The organism is Mycobacterium sp. 94-17, assembly GCF_035617725.1.
In the GTDB taxonomy this organism is placed as follows: Bacteria; Actinomycetota; Actinomycetes; order Mycobacteriales; family Mycobacteriaceae; genus Mycobacterium.
Map to the genome: position 1 here is coordinate 132,508 of NZ_JAPIYN010000001.1, position 17,485 is coordinate 149,992.

Annotated in this window: 17 protein-coding genes; 15 read left to right on the forward strand and 2 right to left on the reverse strand. The window is 68.4% G+C overall.

All coding sequences use genetic code 11. The annotated features are described in order from the left end of the window. From OQ789_RS00635 to OQ789_RS00665, 7 genes are all read left to right on the forward strand, one after another. On the forward strand, positions 1–825 hold the full coding sequence (locus OQ789_RS00635; RefSeq protein WP_324682719.1) for a type III pantothenate kinase: 825 nt from the start codon (positions 1–3) through the stop codon (positions 823–825). Between the two features lie 76 nt (positions 826–901). After that, positions 902–2,407, forward strand: a complete 1,506-nt coding sequence (gene lysS / locus OQ789_RS00640; protein WP_324682721.1) for a lysine--tRNA ligase — start codon at positions 902–904, stop codon at positions 2,405–2,407. Positions 2,408–2,535: 128 nt separating this feature from the next. Continuing rightward, on the forward strand, positions 2,536–2,874 hold the full coding sequence (gene lsr2 / locus OQ789_RS00645) for a histone-like nucleoid-structuring protein Lsr2 (protein ID WP_008263502.1): 339 nt from the start codon (positions 2,536–2,538) through the stop codon (positions 2,872–2,874). Between the two features lie 342 nt (positions 2,875–3,216). Then, a complete protein-coding gene (clpC1, locus tag OQ789_RS00650; RefSeq protein WP_324682723.1) occupies positions 3,217–5,763 on the forward strand; it encodes an ATP-dependent protease ATP-binding subunit ClpC in 2,547 nt (848 codons plus the stop codon). Positions 5,764–5,967: 204 nt separating this feature from the next. After that, the gene (locus OQ789_RS00655) at positions 5,968–6,180 is read left to right on the forward strand and encodes a CbtB domain-containing protein (RefSeq protein ID WP_324682725.1); all 213 of its coding nucleotides are present in this window, start codon (positions 5,968–5,970) and stop codon (positions 6,178–6,180) included. A 9-nt stretch (positions 6,181–6,189) separates the two neighbouring features. Then, a complete protein-coding gene (locus OQ789_RS00660; protein WP_324682726.1) occupies positions 6,190–6,975 on the forward strand; it encodes a CbtA family protein in 786 nt (261 codons plus the stop codon). Beyond that, entirely contained in the window at positions 6,972–7,514 is a 543-nt protein-coding gene (locus OQ789_RS00665; RefSeq protein ID WP_324682728.1) for a histidine phosphatase family protein, read from the forward strand. The genes OQ789_RS00660 and OQ789_RS00665 overlap by 4 nt, the downstream gene beginning before the upstream one ends. A gap of 4 nt (positions 7,515–7,518) precedes the next feature. Here the strand turns inward: OQ789_RS00665 and OQ789_RS00670 are convergent, their stop codons facing one another. Next, positions 7,519–8,883, reverse strand: coding sequence for a serine hydrolase (locus OQ789_RS00670; protein WP_324682730.1), 1,365 nt, complete (start codon positions 8,881–8,883; stop codon positions 7,519–7,521). Further along, a complete protein-coding gene (mhuD, locus tag OQ789_RS00675) occupies positions 8,858–9,178 on the reverse strand; it encodes a mycobilin-forming heme oxygenase MhuD (RefSeq protein ID WP_064950523.1) in 321 nt (106 codons plus the stop codon). The genes OQ789_RS00670 and mhuD overlap by 26 nt, the downstream gene beginning before the upstream one ends. A gap of 63 nt (positions 9,179–9,241) precedes the next feature. Between mhuD and OQ789_RS00680 the strand changes: the two genes are divergently transcribed. The 8 genes from OQ789_RS00680 to OQ789_RS00715 all read left to right on the forward strand — a co-directional run bounded on the left by OQ789_RS00680 (position 9,242) and on the right by OQ789_RS00715 (position 17,478). Next, positions 9,242–9,997, forward strand: coding sequence for an alpha/beta hydrolase (locus OQ789_RS00680; RefSeq protein ID WP_324682733.1), 756 nt, complete (start codon positions 9,242–9,244; stop codon positions 9,995–9,997). Between the two features lie 104 nt (positions 9,998–10,101). Next, the gene (locus OQ789_RS00685; RefSeq protein WP_324682735.1) at positions 10,102–10,437 is read left to right on the forward strand and encodes a lsr2/espR transcriptional regulator; all 336 of its coding nucleotides are present in this window, start codon (positions 10,102–10,104) and stop codon (positions 10,435–10,437) included. Positions 10,438–10,451: 14 nt separating this feature from the next. Next, positions 10,452–10,931, forward strand: coding sequence for an oxidoreductase (locus OQ789_RS00690; RefSeq protein ID WP_324682736.1), 480 nt, complete (start codon positions 10,452–10,454; stop codon positions 10,929–10,931). Further along, positions 10,928–12,904, forward strand: a complete 1,977-nt coding sequence (locus OQ789_RS00695; protein WP_420716015.1) for a proton-conducting transporter membrane subunit — start codon at positions 10,928–10,930, stop codon at positions 12,902–12,904. Before OQ789_RS00690 ends, OQ789_RS00695 begins: the two co-directional genes overlap by 4 nt. Before the next feature lie 5 nt (positions 12,905–12,909). Beyond that, entirely contained in the window at positions 12,910–13,860 is a 951-nt protein-coding gene (locus OQ789_RS00700; protein WP_324683333.1) for a respiratory chain complex I subunit 1 family protein, read from the forward strand. Continuing rightward, on the forward strand, positions 13,857–14,519 hold the full coding sequence (locus tag OQ789_RS00705) for a hypothetical protein (RefSeq protein WP_324682738.1): 663 nt from the start codon (positions 13,857–13,859) through the stop codon (positions 14,517–14,519). Before OQ789_RS00700 ends, OQ789_RS00705 begins: the two co-directional genes overlap by 4 nt. Next, positions 14,519–15,991 (forward strand): proton-conducting transporter membrane subunit, encoded by a 1,473-nt coding sequence (locus OQ789_RS00710; RefSeq protein ID WP_324682739.1) that lies wholly within the window; start codon positions 14,519–14,521, stop codon positions 15,989–15,991. Before OQ789_RS00705 ends, OQ789_RS00710 begins: the two co-directional genes overlap by 1 nt. Beyond that, complete coding sequence (locus OQ789_RS00715; protein ID WP_324682740.1) at positions 15,988–17,478, forward strand: NADH-quinone oxidoreductase subunit C; 1,491 nt, start codon at positions 15,988–15,990, stop codon at positions 17,476–17,478. Before OQ789_RS00710 ends, OQ789_RS00715 begins: the two co-directional genes overlap by 4 nt. Positions 17,479–17,485: the final 7 nt, after the last annotated feature.

A 17,485-nucleotide genomic window follows, 5' to 3' on the forward strand; every position in this document is an offset into this window, starting at 1 on the left:
GTGCTGCTGGCGATCGACGTCCGTAACACCCACACCGTCGTCGGGCTGATATCGGGGACGAAAGAGCACGCAAACGTCGTGCAGCAGTGGCGGATTCGCACCGAAGCGGAGATCACCGCCGACGAACTGGCGCTGACCATCGACGGTCTCATCGGCGACGATTCCGAGCGGCTCACCGGCGCGGCGGCGCTGTCGACCGTGCCATCGGTGCTGCACGAAGTGCGGGTCATGCTCGACCAGTACTGGCCGTCGGTGCCGCATGTGCTCATCGAGCCCGGCGTTCGCACCGGCATCCCGCTGCTCGTCGACAACCCCAAGGAAGTCGGCGCCGACCGAATCGTCAACTGTTTGGCTGCTTTTCACCGGTTCAACGGCCCCGCGATCGTCATCGACTTCGGATCCTCGATCTGTGTGGACGTCGTGTCGGCCAAGGGCGAATTTCTCGGCGGCGCGATCGCGCCCGGATTGCAGGTGTCCTCCGACGCCGCCGCGGCCCGCTCGGCCGCCCTGCGCCGGGTGGAATTGACCCGCCCCCGTTCGGTGGTCGGCAAGAACACCGTCGAGTGCATGCAGGCGGGAGCGGTATTCGGTTTCGCCGGGCTGGTCGACGGCCTGGTCGGGCGCATCCGCGAGGACGTGGCGGGATTCGGCACCGAGCTCGGCGAACAGGTCGCGGTCGTCGCCACCGGCCATACCGCGCCGCTGCTGCTGCCCGAGTTGCAGACCGTCAGCCAGTATGACCAGCACCTGACCCTGCACGGCCTGCGGCTGGTCTTCGAGCGCAACCGCGACGCCCAGCGCGGCCGGCTGAAGACGGCGCGCTGACACCCCGGCCCGTAATCGCGGCGTGCGAGCAAAGCCGTCGGCACCCGCAGAGCGCAGTCCTTTAAGCTGGCACGTCGTGAGTGTCGACGACCCGGATATTCCCGAGCAGTACCGAATTCGCCGCGACAAGCGCGCTCGGCTGCTCGCCGAGGGGCACGACCCCTACCCGGTGGCCGTCGCACGCACCCACACGCTGGCACAGGTCCGTGCCGCCCATGCCGACCTGCCGGTCGACACCGCGACCGATGACGTCGTCGGCGTCGCAGGCCGGGTGATTTTCGCCCGCAACTCGGGCAAGCTCTGCTTCGCCACGCTGCAGGAGGGCGACGGCATCAGCCTGCAGGTGATGATCAGCCTCGACAAGGTCGGCCGGCAGTCCCTCGACGCGTGGAAAACCGACGTCGACCTCGGTGACATCGTCTACGTGCACGGCAACGTGATCAGTTCGCGGCGCGGCGAACTGTCGGTGCTGGCCGACTCCTGGCAGATGGCGTCCAAGTCGCTGCGTCCGCTGCCCGTCGCGCATAAGGACATGAGCGAAGAGTCGCGAGTCCGGCAGCGCTACGTCGACCTGATCGTGCGCCCCCAGGCGCGCGCGGTGGCCCGACAGCGGATCGCCGTCATCCGCGCGATACGCAACGCATTGGAACGCCGCGGGTTTCTCGAAGTCGAAACCCCAATGTTGCAGACGCTGGCCGGTGGCGCCGCCGCGCGGCCGTTCGTCACGCATTCCAATGCGCTGGACATCGATCTCTTCTTGAGGATCGCACCGGAACTGTTCCTGAAGCGCTGCGTCGTCGGCGGTTTCGACCGGGTTTTCGAACTAAACCGCGTGTTCCGAAACGAAGGGGCGGATTCCACCCATTCTCCGGAATTCTCCATGCTGGAGACCTATCAGGCGTACGGAACCTATGACGATTCCGCAGTAGTGACGCGTGAGCTTATTCAAGAGGTGGCCGATGAGGCGATCGGAACCCGACAACTCCCGCTGCCCGACGGCAGTGTCTACGACATAGACGGAGAATGGGCTTCCATACAAATGTACCCGTCGCTGTCCGAGGCGCTCGGTGAAGAGATCACGCCCGCGACGCCGGTAGAACAACTGCTCGGAATCGCCGAGCGGCTCGGCCCGGACTTTCCCGGGATTCCCGCCGACCGTGGCTACGGACACGGAAAGATCGTCGAGGAACTGTGGGAGCACACGGTGGGCAACACGCTCGTCGCTCCGACGTTCGTGCGGGATTTCCCAGTCGAGACAACGCCTTTGACGCGACAGCATCGCAGCATCGAGGGCGTCACCGAGAAGTGGGATCTCTATGTGCGCGGCGTCGAGCTGGCCACCGGGTATTCCGAGTTGAACGATCCCGTCGTGCAGCGTGAGCGGTTCGCCGCGCAGGCGCGCGCGGCCGCCGCGGGCGACGACGAAGCGATGGTGCTCGACGAGGATTTCCTTGCCGCGCTCGAGTATGCGATGCCGCCATGCACCGGAACGGGAATGGGGATCGATCGGTTGTTGATGACATTGACCGGGCTGTCAATTCGAGAGACCGTTTTGTTCCCGATTGTTCGGCCGCAGTCGTAGTTGAAATTTTCGGCTGTGCGGCTTCCGTACAGATTGAGTATGCTTCGCTCTTATGGCACATTGGTGAGCCGGGGAGGTTTGATCCAATCTGCTCAGTAACCACCAGGACGAAATGCGAGGGAAAGCCAATGGCAAAAAAAGTGACCGTCACCTTGGTCGATGATTTCGACGGTGCCGGCGCGGCCGACGAAACGGTGGAATTCGGACTTGACGGGGTGACCTACGAGATTGATCTTTCTTCCAAGAATGCGGCGAAACTGCGCGGGGATCTGAAGCAGTGGGTGGAAGCCGGCCGCCGCGTGGGGGGCCGTCGGCGCGGCCGCTCGGGCTCCGGACGCGGGCGCGGCGCGATCGACCGCGAGCAGAGCGCGGCCATCCGCGAATGGGCCCGTCGCAACGGGCACAACGTGTCGACCCGGGGCCGCATCCCGGCCGACGTGATCGACGCGTTCCACGCGGCGACCTAGCAACTGCGCAACCGGCGCCTGGGCCAGCAGGCCTGGGCGCCGGTTCGTCGTTTCGCTGGGCGCGAAACAATCGGCGGGCGGCGGGGAAACGAATTAGAACCGCGCGACGTTTATCCGGTTACGGCGCGCAACGCCGCAGGCGGTCGTGGGTGAGATCGGCCCGGAAAGGACCGGGACGGGCAGGACGGGCCCGCGGCCGGAACGCACAGCAACGTTAGGCCCGCCGGCGAGCCGACCATTACAGTGGAGACAGGTACGCGATTCCGGCCACCGGGGACCGGCAGGGTTGTCAAAAGGGCCGCTAACTAGTTTGTACCGATGTGAGGGAGAGCAGGTAACCCGATGTTTGAAAGATTTACCGACCGAGCGCGACGGGTCGTCGTCCTGGCTCAAGAAGAAGCCCGGATGCTCAACCACAACTACATCGGCACCGAGCACATCCTGCTGGGTTTGATCCACGAGGGTGAAGGCGTCGCGGCCAAGTCGCTGGAGTCGCTGGGCATCTCGCTCGAGGGCGTCCGCAGCCAGGTCGAGGAGATCATCGGCCAGGGCCAGCAGGCCCCGTCGGGACACATTCCATTCACTCCGCGTGCCAAGAAGGTGCTCGAGCTGAGCCTGCGCGAGGCGCTGCAGCTCGGCCACAACTACATCGGCACCGAGCACATTCTGCTGGGCCTGATCCGCGAGGGCGAGGGCGTGGCCGCACAGGTGCTGGTGAAGCTGGGCGCCGAGCTGACCCGGGTGCGCCAGCAGGTGATCCAGTTGCTCAGTGGCTACCAGGGCAAGGAAGCCGCCGAGGCCGGTACCGGTGGACGCGGCGGCGAGTCCGGCAGCCCGTCGACGTCGCTGGTGCTCGACCAGTTCGGTCGGAACCTGACCGCCGCCGCGATGGAAGGCAAGCTCGACCCGGTGATCGGCCGCGAGAAGGAAATCGAGCGGGTGATGCAGGTGTTGAGCCGGCGCACCAAGAACAACCCGGTGCTGATCGGCGAGCCCGGCGTCGGGAAGACCGCCGTCGTCGAGGGCCTGGCGCAGGCGATCGTGCACGGCCAGGTCCCCGAGACGCTGAAGGACAAGCAGCTCTACACCCTCGACCTGGGTTCGCTGGTCGCGGGCTCGCGCTATCGCGGTGACTTCGAGGAGCGCCTGAAGAAGGTGCTCAAGGAGATCAACACCCGCGGCGACATCATCCTGTTCATCGACGAGCTGCACACCCTGGTCGGTGCGGGCGCCGCCGAGGGCGCGATCGACGCCGCGAGCATCCTCAAGCCGAAGCTGGCCCGCGGCGAGCTGCAGACCATCGGCGCCACCACGCTCGACGAGTACCGCAAGTACATCGAGAAGGACGCCGCCCTGGAGCGCCGCTTCCAGCCGGTGCAGGTGGGCGAGCCGACGGTGGAGCACACCATCGAGATCCTCAAGGGTCTGCGCGACCGCTACGAGGCGCACCACCGGGTGTCCATCACCGACGGTGCGATGGTGGCCGCGGCCACCCTGGCCGACCGTTACATCAACGACCGGTTCCTGCCCGACAAGGCGATCGACCTGATCGACGAGGCGGGTGCCCGGATGCGCATCCGCCGGATGACCGCGCCGCCGGACCTGCGCGAGTTCGACGAGAAGATCGCCGAGGCGCGCCGGGAGAAGGAATCGGCGATCGACGCCCAGGACTTCGAGAAGGCGGCCAGCCTGCGCGATCGGGAGAAGCAACTGGTCGCTCAGCGCGCCGAGCGCGAAAAGCAGTGGCGCTCAGGCGATCTCGATGTGGTCGCCGAGGTGGACGACGAGCAGATCGCCGAGGTGCTGGGCAACTGGACCGGCATCCCGGTGTTCAAGCTCACCGAGGCCGAGACCACCCGCCTGTTGCGCATGGAGGACGAGCTGCACAAGCGGATCATCGGCCAGGAGGACGCCGTCAAGGCCGTCTCCAAGGCGATCCGCCGCACCCGGGCCGGGTTGAAAGACCCCAAGCGCCCGTCGGGTTCGTTCATCTTCGCCGGTCCGTCCGGTGTCGGTAAGACCGAGTTGTCCAAGGCGCTGGCCAACTTCCTGTTCGGCGACGACGACGCGCTCATCCAGATCGACATGGGTGAGTTCCACGACCGGTTCACCGCGTCGCGGTTGTTCGGCGCCCCGCCGGGATACGTCGGCTACGAGGAGGGCGGCCAGCTCACCGAGAAGGTGCGGCGCAAGCCGTTCTCGGTGGTGCTGTTCGACGAGATCGAGAAGGCGCACCAGGAGATCTACAACAGCCTGTTGCAGGTCCTCGAGGACGGCCGGCTCACCGACGGTCAGGGCCGCACGGTCGACTTCAAGAACACCGTGCTGATCTTCACCTCGAACCTCGGCACGTCGGACATTTCCAAGCCCGTCGGCCTCGGGTTCACCCAGGGTGGCGGCGAGAACAACTACGAGCGGATGAAGCAGAAGGTCAACGACGAGCTGAAGAAGCACTTCCGCCCGGAGTTCCTCAACCGCATCGACGACATCATCGTCTTCCACCAGCTGACCCGCGACGAGATCATCCGGATGGTCGACCTGATGATCGGCCGGGTGGCCAACCAGCTCAAGAGCAAGGACATGGCCCTCGAGCTGACCGACAAGGCCAAGGCGTTGCTGGCCAAGCGCGGCTTCGACCCGGTGCTGGGCGCCCGCCCGCTGCGGCGGACCATTCAGCGCGAGATCGAGGACCAGCTCTCCGAGAAGATCCTCTTCGAGGAGGTCGGTCCGGGCCAGGTCGTCACGGTCGACGTGGACAACTGGGACGGCGAAGGCGCCGGTGACGAGGCGACGTTCACGTTCACCGGAACCCGCAAGCCGCCGGCCGAGCCGGACCTGGCCAAGGCGGGCGCGCACAGCGCCGCCGATCCGGCGCCGGACGTGCAGTAGCTGCGCAGAGAAACGGGCGGTCGGTTCCAGTCGGGACCAACCGCCCGTTTTCCGCTGTGCCCCGCCGCGGGGTCTAGACTGACCGTTGTCATCGACGTGTAACGGAATCTGGTGAAACTCCAGAGCGGTCGCGCCACTGTCAAAGCCAGACCCGAGGCTCGTCACATGCAGGCGGGGACGCGTTATCCCCAGAAGGAGTCGATTGTGTCCCACCCACAGCTGGCCGGCCGCGCCCGATCGGTTGATCTGTCCGCGGCCGGTACCGCGGTCTGGCTGGCGGGGACCGTCTTCTTGGCGTTGCTGGCGGTGTACTTCGTCGGCGTCGATCAGGGGGCGGTCTCGCTGTTCGGCAGCGATTCGCACGTGCACGAGTTCGTGCACGACGCCCGGCACCTCCTCGGCTTCCCCTGCCACTGACCGCGTCTCGTGGAGAAACGCCTGATCGGGGGCGGTCTTCTGGCGGGTGCGGTGGGCGCGATGCTGGCGTTCGTTTTCGCCCGCCTGTGCGCCGAGCCCGTCATCGGCCGCGCAATCGCGTTTGAAGACGGCCGCACCGACGCCGAGAACGCGCACGGCGTGCACGAGCACGGCGCCGAGTTGTTCACCCGCGGTGTGCAATCGGGTCCCGGGCTGGGGTTCGGTGTGCTGATCTTCGGCCTCGCCATGGGCGCGCTGTTCGCGGTGCTCTTCAGCGTCGTCTGTGCGCGAACGGAAGTCGGCGGGCCGCAGCGGCTTTCGTTGCTGTTGGCGGCGGGTGCGTTCGCGGCGGTGTACCTCGTCCCGTTCCTGAAGTATCCACCGAACCCACCGGCGGTCGGCCAGTCCGACACGATCGGGGCGCGCACCGGCTGGTACCTGGTGATGGTGCTGGCGTCGGTGGTGCTGGCGATCGGCGCGGTGTGGCTGGCGCGCCGGCTCACCGCCCGGTTCGGCGTTCGGAATGCGGGGCTGCTGGCGGCGGCGGCGTATCTGGTGGCGATCGTGGGGGTGGCGGTGCCGCTGCCCAGCGTCGACGAGACACCCGAACCGTTGCGCGACGCCGCGGGCACGATCATCTATCCGGGATTTCCCGCCGACGTCCTCTACGAGTTCAGGTTGCTGTCGCTGGCCACGCAGCTGGTGCTGTGGGCGGGCATCGGCCTGGTGTTCGCGACGATCAGCGGGCGGCTGCTGGGCAAGCCGGCTGAAAGGTCGTCGAACGTCGCGGCGTGAGTGAGGTGCTAAGGCTCACACTGGTGTCGCATGCGATGACGGACGCGATGGCGGCCGGGCGTTTTCCCGCCGACGAGCCGCTGAGCGATATCGGCCGTTGGCAGCTGAGTGCCTTGGAAATGCGAAGCGGGACAACACAACTCGTCGGACCAGAACTGCGGGCCCGGCAAACCGCGGAGTTGATGGGCCTGCGTGCCGTCACCGACCGGCGGCTGGCGGACCTGGACTTCGGGTGTTGGCGGGGGCGGACCCTCGAGGATGTGTCACCGACCGAATTGACCGCCTGGCTCAACGATCCTGCCGTCGCCCCGCATGGCGGCGAGTCGATCGCCGACCTGGTCGGCCGGGTGGCCGGATGGCTGGAGTCGTTGACGGGCAACGCTGCACCGACGGTGGCGGTCACGCATCCGGCGGTGATCAGGGCGGCGATATTGGTCGCGCTCGACGCCGCGCCGAAGTCGTTCTGGCGCATCGATATTGCCCCGGCCGGGCGCACCGTGATGCATTGGCGCGGCGGACGTTGGACGGTGCGGTTGTAAGCGGTCAGCGCGGGGCGATCAGCGCGAAGGCCTGCTTGGCGACCTGAAGCATCCAGCCGGTCACCGTCGGCCCGTGATCGCGCGGCCAGGTCAGCTGGAAGCTGACCACCCACGGCTGGCGCGTCTTGTCCACGGTGTACCAGCTGAACGTCAGATCGCCCGGCAGGCCACCGGCTTTCGCGCCGATGTAGGGCCAGACGTTGCGGTCCAGCCGGATACCGGCGACCGCCGACAGGATGTCGCGCACCGGTGCGGCCCTGCCGACCGCGTCGGCCTGCAGCGCCGCATGCACCCGGCAGATGTCCTCGGCGTTGCCATACCACTCCGCACCGTAAGACGACGCCGGCGAGTGGGCCCGCAGCGGATCCGGGTCGTAGGGCGTCGAATTCGCCTGTTCCAGCAACTGTTGGCGGACTTGGGGCGATCCATGCTCCCATTGGCTCCGCAGGTCCGGCCTGCCCCAGCCGACGGAGAACAGTTCGTACATGGTGGGGAATGGGGTCATGCTCGCCGGGTCGTGATGGCCGGCCGTGGCCAGTGCTTCGGAGATGGCCTGCCTGCCCAGCTTCTCGATCAGCAGGTCGGTTGCCATGTTGTCACTGGTGGCGATCATCTTCTCGGCGGCGGTGCGCACCGAAACACGCGCTCCGGCAGGCAAGGCCAGCCCCGAGGAGCCGACCGCCCGGCTCTTGTCGGTGACGGTCATCTGGTCGTCCCAGGACACCGTGCCGCTCCTGATCGCGCCCGCCAGCGCGTGCAGTACGTACAGCTTGAAAATGGAGGCCAGCGGCAGAGATTCGTGGGTGTTGGTGCCGTGCACCGGATCGCAATGCCCGTCGTCGACCCTCGCGACCTGATAGGAGTAGCGTGCGCCGGTCTTGCCCAGCACCGCGTCGATGTCGTGCCATGAGTTGATGGCGGGCGCCTGGGTCTCGAGATCGAAACGGTCCACCGCACCGACGTCGTCGGTGTGAATCCGGATGTCTTGCCGGGCACCGTAGGACGAGGTCAGGTGCAGCATCGCCACGTTGGCGCCGAGGTCGACCCCGTTGAGCGTGAACGGGCGGTCCCACCACAGCGCCTCCATGGTGGTCTTCACGGATTCGACCTTGTCGGGTGTGGCGAGGGTACCGACCCCGACCGGGCCGATGGGCCAGTCCGAGTTGAGCATGTCGAGCGTCTGCTGGGCCCGGATCCCCGGCGGGGTCCGGGTGTCGATCTGCCGTCCCGGATTCGCCGCGTTCGCCTGCGGGGAGGGGTTGGGGGCGCAACCGGGCGCCAACGTCACCACCAGGGCGACGGCCGCGCTCAGCGTCAATGCGCGGCGCCTGGCCGAGAGGGCGCTAGCCAGCCTGCTTGTTGCCGGCAACGTCCATCACAACCTCGAATTCCAGCAGCGAGGCCCCGGTGGCCACCGGCTTCGCCCGCTCGCCGGAGTGCGCTTCGATGGCGGGCCCCTGCGCCCAGGCCTGGAAGGCCTCTTCGGACTCCCACTGGGTCACCACGAAGTAGCGGTTCTCGCCCTTGACCGGGCGGAGCAGCTGAAAGCCGAGGAAGCCGGGCTGGTTGTCGACGGCGTGCGCCCGGTGGGCGAACCGCTTCTCCAGCTCCGGGCCGGCGTCGGCGGGTACCTCGATTGCGTTGATCTTCACCACTGGCGACATTCCGCCAGGCTACCTCCTGGCCCGGGATGCCCACCCCGAGGGCGGTGCACGCAAGATGGTGTTATGCCCAGCAGTCTGTTGACGTGCCGCGGCGGCCGGGGCGAGCCGTTGGTGCTGGTGCATGGCCTGATGGGACGGGGGAGCACCTGGCCGCGGCAGTTGCCCTGGCTGACCCGGCTGGGCACCGTCTACACCTACGACGCGCTGTGGCACCGGGGCCGCGACGTCGAGGATCCGCACCCCATCAGCACCGAGCGGTTCGTGGCCGACCTGGCCGACGCGGTGAGCACGTTGCCGGGGCCGACGAGGCTGGTGGGGCATTCGATGGGCGCCCTGCATTCGTGGTGTCTGGCCGCCGAGCGCCCCGAACTGGTTTCCGCCCTGGTGCTCGAGGACATGGCGCCGGACTTTCGCGGCCGCACCACCGGTCCCTGGGAGCCCTGGCTGCACGCCCTACCGGTCGAATTCACCTCCGCGGAGCAGGTTTTCGCTGAATTCGGTCCGGTCGCCGGCCGGTATTTTCTGGAGGCCTTCGATCGCACCGAGACGGGGTGGCGGCTGCACGGTCACACCGGACGCTGGATCGAGATCGCCGCCGAGTGGGGCACCCGGGACTACTGGGCGCAGTGGCGCGCGGTGCGTGCCCAGGCGCTGCTGATCGAGGCCGGCAATTCGGTCACCCCGCCGGGCCAGATGCGCGAAATGTACGAAACCGGATTTGCCACAACGTATTTGAATGTCCCCCGAGCCGGCCACCTCGTTCATGACGAGGCGCCGGAGGTTTATCGCGAAGCCGTCGAGGTGTTCCTGACCGGGTAACCCGGACGGAAGGTGGGGCGCCCGAGATGACGGGCGCGCGAGCAGATGATAAATTCTTCAATTGCTGGAATTCAGAAAGCTTGCATTCTTCAAGGGACTGAGACGTGTCGGAGCCGCTGTACAAGGTCAAGGCCGAGTTCTTCAAGACGTTGGGGCACCCGGCGCGGATCAGGATCCTCGAGTTGCTGGTGACCGGCGATAAGTCGGTCGCCGAACTGTTGCCCGAGATCGGGTTGGAATCGTCGAACCTGTCTCAGCAGTTGGGTGTGCTGCGCCGCGCGGGAGTGGTGGACGCGATCAGGGACGGCAACACCGTGATTTACTCGATCGCCTCACCGGACATCGCCGAACTGCTGCAAGTGGCGCGCAAGGTGCTCAGCGGGGTGCTCAGCGACCGCATCGCAATGCTGGAGGACCTGCGGGCCGGGGGCCCGCAATAGTGCGGGGTGGATCGATGGGCTGGATCGGCAAGGCCCTGCGCGTGGGCCGGATCACCGAAGGCGCGGCACCCGCACCGGCGGATGCGGCGAAACCGACTGCGACAGTGCGTGGTTCGCTGCAGATCCGGCATGTCGACGCGGGTTCGTGCAACGGCTGTGAGGTGGAGATATCGGGCGCGTTCGGACCGGTGTACGACGCCGAGCGGTTCGGGGCACGGCTGGTGGCCTCGCCCCGCCACGCGGATGCGCTGCTGGTGACCGGCGTCGTGACGCGCAACATGGCCGGCCCGTTGCGTGCCACGCTGGAGGCCACGCCGCGCCCCCGCCTGGTGATCGCCTGCGGCGACTGTGCCCTGAACCGGGATGTCTTCACAGACGCCTACGGTGTGGTCGGGGCGGTGGGTGAGGTGGTGCCGGTCGACGTCGAGATCCCGGGATGTCCACCCGCGCCGGGCGAGATCGTCGCCGCGCTGCGGTCGGTGACCGGCAGGTGACCGCGGAACTGCTGACCGGCACGGTGCAGGGACCGAAGCCGGTGCGGAGCAACGATTCCGGGCCCGCCATCGCGGGCGTGCTGACGGCACTGCTCGGTGCCTGCGGGGTGTGGGCGGGCGCGCTGGGAATGTTCGGCGCAGTCGGCGTGGTTCGCATCGGCTGGCTGCTTCCGCTGTCCGGAGTGGAACTGGCTCTGGATCCGCTGGGCGGATTCTTCATGACGATCGTCGGGGCCGTCGCGGTCGCCGTCGGCGTCTACGTCATCGGGTATGCCCGCCACGGGCATCTGAGCGGCGTCGCGCTCGCTGCGTTGCCGATGTTCGTCGCGGCGATGCTGCTCGTCCCCGCCGCCGGGGCCATCACCACCTTCCTGCTGGCGTGGGAGTTGATGGCGGTCGCGTCATTGGTGCTGGTGCTGACGGAGCACACCCGTAAGGAGGTCCGCTCAGCCGCGCTGGTATACGCCGTGATGACCCAGCTGGGTTTCGTGTCGATCCTGGTCGCACTGGTGGTGCTGGCGGCCGCCGGCGGCGCGGACCGCTTCGCCGACCTGCACCGCATTTCACGGGGCGCCGGCACCGCGGTCTTTCTCCTGACGGTGGCGGGATTCGGGTCGAAGGCCGGCCTGGTGCCGCTGCACGCGTGGCTGCCCCGCGCGCATCCCGAAGCCCCCAGCCCGGTGTCGGCACTGATGAGCGCGGCGATGGTCAGCCTCGGGGTGTACGGCATCTGCCGCGTCGATCTGCAGCTGCTCGGGCCGGGGCCGCGCTGGTGGGGGCTCACCCTGATGGCGGCGGGCGCGGTGTCGGCGCTCTACGGCGTGGTGCAGGCCTCGGTCGCCACGGATCTCAAACGGCTACTGGCCTATTCGACCACCGAGAACCTGGGCCTGGTCACCCTCGCCCTGGGCGCCGCGACTCTGTTCGCGGGATCCGGCGCCGCCGGGCCCGCGACGATCGCGGTTGCCGCCGCCATGCTGCACCTGATGGCCCACGCCGCGTTCAAGAGTCTCGGGTTCCTCGCCGCCGGGTCGGTGCTGGCCGCGACCGGCCTGCGGGATCTGGACCGGCTGGGCGGTTTGGCCCGCCGGATGCCGGCGACCACGGTCCTGTTCGGGGTCGCCGCGCTCGGGGCGTGCGGCCTGCCGCTCGGTGCCGGGTTCCTCAGCGAATGGCTGCTGGTCCAGTCGCTGATCCACACCGCCTCGGGGCACGCGCCCATCCTGGCCCTGACGACACCGCTTGCCGTGGGTGCCGTCGCGCTGACCACCGGACTTGGCGTTGCCGCAATGGTCAAGGCGTTCGGGATCGGGTTTCTGGCGCGGCCGCGCAGCGACGAGGCCGCCCGAGCCCGGGAAGCAGGACCCGCCATGGCCGCCGGCATGGCGGTCGCGGCGGCCGCCTGCGCGGTGCTTGCGGTGGTGCCTTCGGTCGTCGCACCGGCGCTGCGCCGCGTGGTCGCCGCGCTCCCCGCGGCGACCGCGGCGCAGTTCGGCGACTTCGGCACCGTGGTGCGGCTGCCCGGCATGCACGGTTCGATAGCGCCCGGGGTGGTCGCGGCCGCGCTGTTGATTGCGGCGCTGAGCGCGGCCGGGCTGGCGCAATGGCGCCGACGGCGGCGCCCGCGCCCGGCGGCCCTGCCGCTATGGTCCTGTGGCGCAGACGATCTCACCGCGCGTATGCAATACACGGCGACGTCTTTCGCCGAACCGCTGCAGCGGGTCTTCGACGACGTGCTGCGACCCGATACCGATATCGAGATCACGCACGTCGCGGAGTCACGGTATTACGCCGAGAGGATCGTCTACCGCACCCGGATCGCCGATGCGATCGAGGAACGCTGCTATGCGCCGGTGCTTCGGGCGGTGACGGACGCCGCGACGATGATGCGGCGCGCCCACACCGGCAGCGTCCACCTGTATCTGGCCTACGGTGCGCTCGGCGTGCTGACCGTGATTGTGGTCGCCCGATGAACGCCCTGTCCTACGTCGCGGGGGCTGTGCAGCTGGGCGCCGTGGTCGCCGGTGCGCCGCTGGTGGTGGGCGTGACTCGGCAGGTCGGCGCGCGCTGGGAGGGCCGCGTCGGCGGAGGCGTTCTGCAGCCGTGGCGCGACATCGTCAAACAGCTTGGCAAGCAACAAATCACGCCACGGGGAACGACGGTGGTGTTCGCCGCCGCTCCCATGGTCGTCGCGGGGTCGACACTGCTGATCGCCGCGATCGCGCCGCTGGTCGCGACCGGATCGCCGTTGGATACCAGCGCCGACTTGTTCGCCGTCGTCGGTCTGCTGTTCCTGGGCACCGTGGCGCTGACCCTGGCCGGCATCGACACCGGCACCTCGTTCGGCGGCATGGGGGCCAGCCGTGAGATCACCATCGCCGCCTTGGTCGAGCCCACCATCCTGCTCGCGGTCTTCGCGCTGTCAATACCGGCGGGATCGGCCAACCTCGGTGCGCTGGTTGCGCATACCATCTCCCATCCGGGCCAGGTGGTGTCGCTGGCCGCGGTGCTGGCCTGCGCCGCGCTGGTGATCGTGATCGTGGCCGAGACCGGGCGGCTTCCGGTGGACAATCCCGCGACCCACCTCGAACTGACGATGGTGCACGAGGCGATGATCCTCGAATACGCCGGCCCGCGTCTCGCGATGGTCGAGTGGGCGGCCGGCATGCGACTGACCGTGCTGCTGGCGCTGCTGGCAAACCTGTTCGCCCCGTGGGGAATTGCCGCCAGCCCGCCCAGCGCGCTCGGCATCGCCGTCGGCCTGGCTGCGGTGACCGGCAAGGTCGCCGTCCTGGCCGCAGCGCTCGCCACCGCCGAGGTGTTCATGGCCAAGCTCCGGCTGTTCCGCGTCCCCGAACTGCTGGCCGGGTCGTTCGTGCTGGCGCTGCTCGCCGTGGTCGCCGCCAACTTCTTCGTGGTGCCCGCATGACGCCGGCCACCTTTGCCGTACTCGTCGACTTCGCGGCCGGCGGACTGATTTTGGTTGCCGTGCTGGTCGTGTGGCGCCGCGATCTGGGTGCCATCGTGCGTCTGCTGGCGTGGCAGGGCGTCGCGCTGTCGGCCATCCCGATCCTGCGCGGCGCCTACGACGGCGACATGGCGCTGCTCGGCATCGGTGGGGCGGTGCTGGTGCTGCGCGCCGCGGTGTTGCCGCGGTTGTTGGCCCGCGCCGCGGGCGTCGGGTCGAACTCGCACCGCGAGGCGACCCCGTTGCTCAACCCCGCCGCGTCGCTGCTGATCGCCGCCGCCCTGACCCTGGCTGCGTTCGCGGCCGCCCGCCCCTTGGTGAACCTGCAGCCCGCGGCCACCACCACCGCCGTCCCGGCTGCCACCGCCGTGGTTCTCATCGCGCTGCTGGTGATGGTCACGCGCCGCCACGCGGTGTCGCAGGCCGCCGGATTCCTGATGCTGGACAACGGGATTGCCGCCACCGCGTTCCTGCTGACGGCCGGGGTGCCGCTCATCGTCGAACTCGGTGCGTCCCTGGACGTGCTGTTCGCCGTCCTGGTAATCGGCGTCCTGACCGGACGCTTGACGGGCACCTTCGGCGGAGCCGACCTCGACGCCTTACAGGAGTTGCACGACTGATGACCGGCCTGTTGCTCGCCGCGATCCTCACGCCGATCGCCGCCTCGCTTGCGACCCTGATCCTCGGGTGGCGCCGGGCCACCGCGACGCTGGTCGCCGTTTCATCGGCAACCGTGCTCGCGTGCGGCGCGGCATTGGGGTGCGGTGTCATCCGAGGAGTGGGGACGCGGTTGGCGTTGGGCGGGCTGCTGCGGGTCGACGCGCTGAGCGTGACCATGCTGATCGTCATCGGAATCGTTGCCACACTGGCGACTTGGGCCAGCATCGGCTACCTCGACACCGAGCTGGCTCGCGGCCACACCGACGCCCGTGGCGCCCGAACGTACGGTGCGCTGACGGCGGCGTTCGTCTCGGCCATGGTTGTCGCGGTGTGCGCTAACAACATTGGAGTGACCTGGGTCGCGATCGAAGCCACCACCGTGATCACCGCCTTTCTGGTCGGACATCGCCGCACCCGCACGGCGCTCGAAGCGACCTGGAAGTACGTGGTGATCTGCTCGGTCGGCATCGCCATCGCGTTCCTGGGTACCGTGCTGCTCTATTACGCCGCCCGGCATGCGGGCGCAGCCGCAGACACGGCCCTGAACCTGGACACGCTCAGCGCGCACGCCGCGGGCCTCGATCCCGGCATCGCGCGGCTTGCCGGCGGTCTGATGCTGATCGGCTACGGTGCCAAGGCCGGGCTGTTCCCGTTCCACACCTGGCTCGCCGACGCCCACAGCCAGGCGCCGGCGCCCGTCTCGGCACTGATGAGCGGGGTGCTGCTGGCCGTGGCCATCTCAGTGCTGGTGCGCATCAAGCCGATCATCGACGCCGCGACCGGGCACACGTTCATGCGGTCGGGCCTGCTGGTGGTCGGGCTGGCGACCCTGCTGATCGCGGCGCTGATGTTGACCGTCACGCCCGACGTCAAACGGATGCTTGCCTACTCCTCGATGGAGAACATGGGGCTGATCGCGATCGCGGCGGCGGCGGGCACAACGCTGGCGATCGCCGCGCTGCTGTTGCACGTACTGGCGCACGGGATCGGAAAGACGTTGCTGTTCTTGGCGAGTGGCCAACTGCAGGCGGCGCACAACTCGACCGCGATCGCCGACATCACCGCCGTGCTGCGGCGCTCCAGGCTGGTCGGTGTGGCGGTCGCCGTCGGGGTGGTCGTCTTGCTGGGCCTGCCGCCGTTCGCGATGTTCGCCAGCGAGTTGTCGATCGCCCGATCGCTCGCCGACACCAGGCTGGGCTGGGTGCTCGGGGCGGGCATGCTGCTGATCGCGATCGCCTTCGCCGCGCTGGCGCGCAACTGCGGCCGCATCCTGCTGGGCGGCGCGACCGATGGACCCGAAATCGCAGTGCCCGACACGATGGCAGCCACGCTGCTGCTCGGTGTCGGGGCGTCGGTAGCCCTCGGGATAACCGCCGGCCCACTCACCGGCCTGTTCACCGCCGCGGCGGGTGTCGTCGGGGCGTCACCGTGAATCGCGACTTCGTGCGCCACAGGCTGTCCCACGACAGGCTCCTCGATATGGCAGAGGAACTGCTGGGCAACGGTTTTCGGCTCGGATTGGTGGCCGCGCACGACGACGGCGACGTCTTTCGGCTCGTCTACCTCTTTCTTGCCGGCGCGCCCGATCGCCGCGTCGAGCTCGAATGCCTGCTCGCCGCAAGCGATCCGGTGGTGCGTTCGATGGCGTACGTGTCGTTCCCGGCCGGCCGATTCGAGCGCGAGATGGCGGACCTGTACGGGATTCGGCTGGTCGGTCACCCCAAGATGCGACGACTGGTGCGCCACGCGCACTGGCCCGAGCAGTGGTATCCGATGCGCAGGGACGCAGGCGTCGCGTCGGAATTCGCAGGTGCAGCGCATTTTCCGTTCGTCAACGTCGAGGGCCCGGGTGTCTACGAAATTCCGGTGGGCCCCGTGCACGCGGGCCTGATCGAGCCGGGGCATTTCCGCTTCTCGGTCGCCGGTGAGACGGTAGTGCGGCTCAAGGCCCGGCTCTGGTTCGTGCACCGGGGCTTGGAGAAGCTGTTCGAGGGCCGGGCGGCCGGCGACGCGGTCGAGCTGGCCGAAAAGGCCAGCGGCGACACCTCCGCCGCCCACGCGCTCGCCCACAGCCTCGCCGTGGAAGACGCGCTGGGCATGCACGTCCCCGACGAGGTGCACCGGCTGCGGGCGATGCTCGTCGAGCTCGAGCGGCTGTACAACCACGTCGCCGATCTGGGTGCGCTGGCCAACGACGTCGGATTCGCCCTCGCCAACGTTCACGCCCAGCGAATTCGCGAACAACTGCTCCGGATCAACGCGGCCACCACCGGACATCGGCTGCTGCGCAACGCAATCCGTCCGGGCGGGGTCGCGGTGCAGGCGTTGCCCGACGCCGGCGTGTTGAGAGCCGTCGCCGCCGACGTCGCCGAGGTGGCCGAGCTGACCCTGCGCAACACCGTCGTCTACGACCGATTCGCCGGCACCGCAGTGCTGTCCCGGGAAGACGCGCACGCCATGGGCTGCCTGGGTTTCGTGGCGCGCGCCAGTGGGCTGCGCACCGACGCCCGCGTCGAGCACCCCACCACCGCGCTACCCGTCCGTGCGGCGGGCTCGGACGCGGGCGACGTGCTCGCGCGCTATACGGTACGGCGCGACGAATACGCCGCGGCCACCGAGCTGGCCTGCCATCTGATCGAAACACATTCCGGGCCAACAGAATACGCGCCGATCAGCCAGCAAGTGCGATCGGCCCGCAGCGGCATCGGCAGCGGCATCGGCATCGTCGAGGGCTGGCGCGGCACCATCGTGCACCGGGTGGAAACCGACGTCGCCAACCGGATCACCCGCGCCAAGATCGTCGACCCGTCGTGGTTCAACTGGCCCGCGTTGCCGGTCGCGATGGCCGACACCATCGTTCCCGACTTCCCGTTGGCCAACAAGAGCTTCAACCAGTCCTACGCCGGCAACGACCTGTGACGTGCGC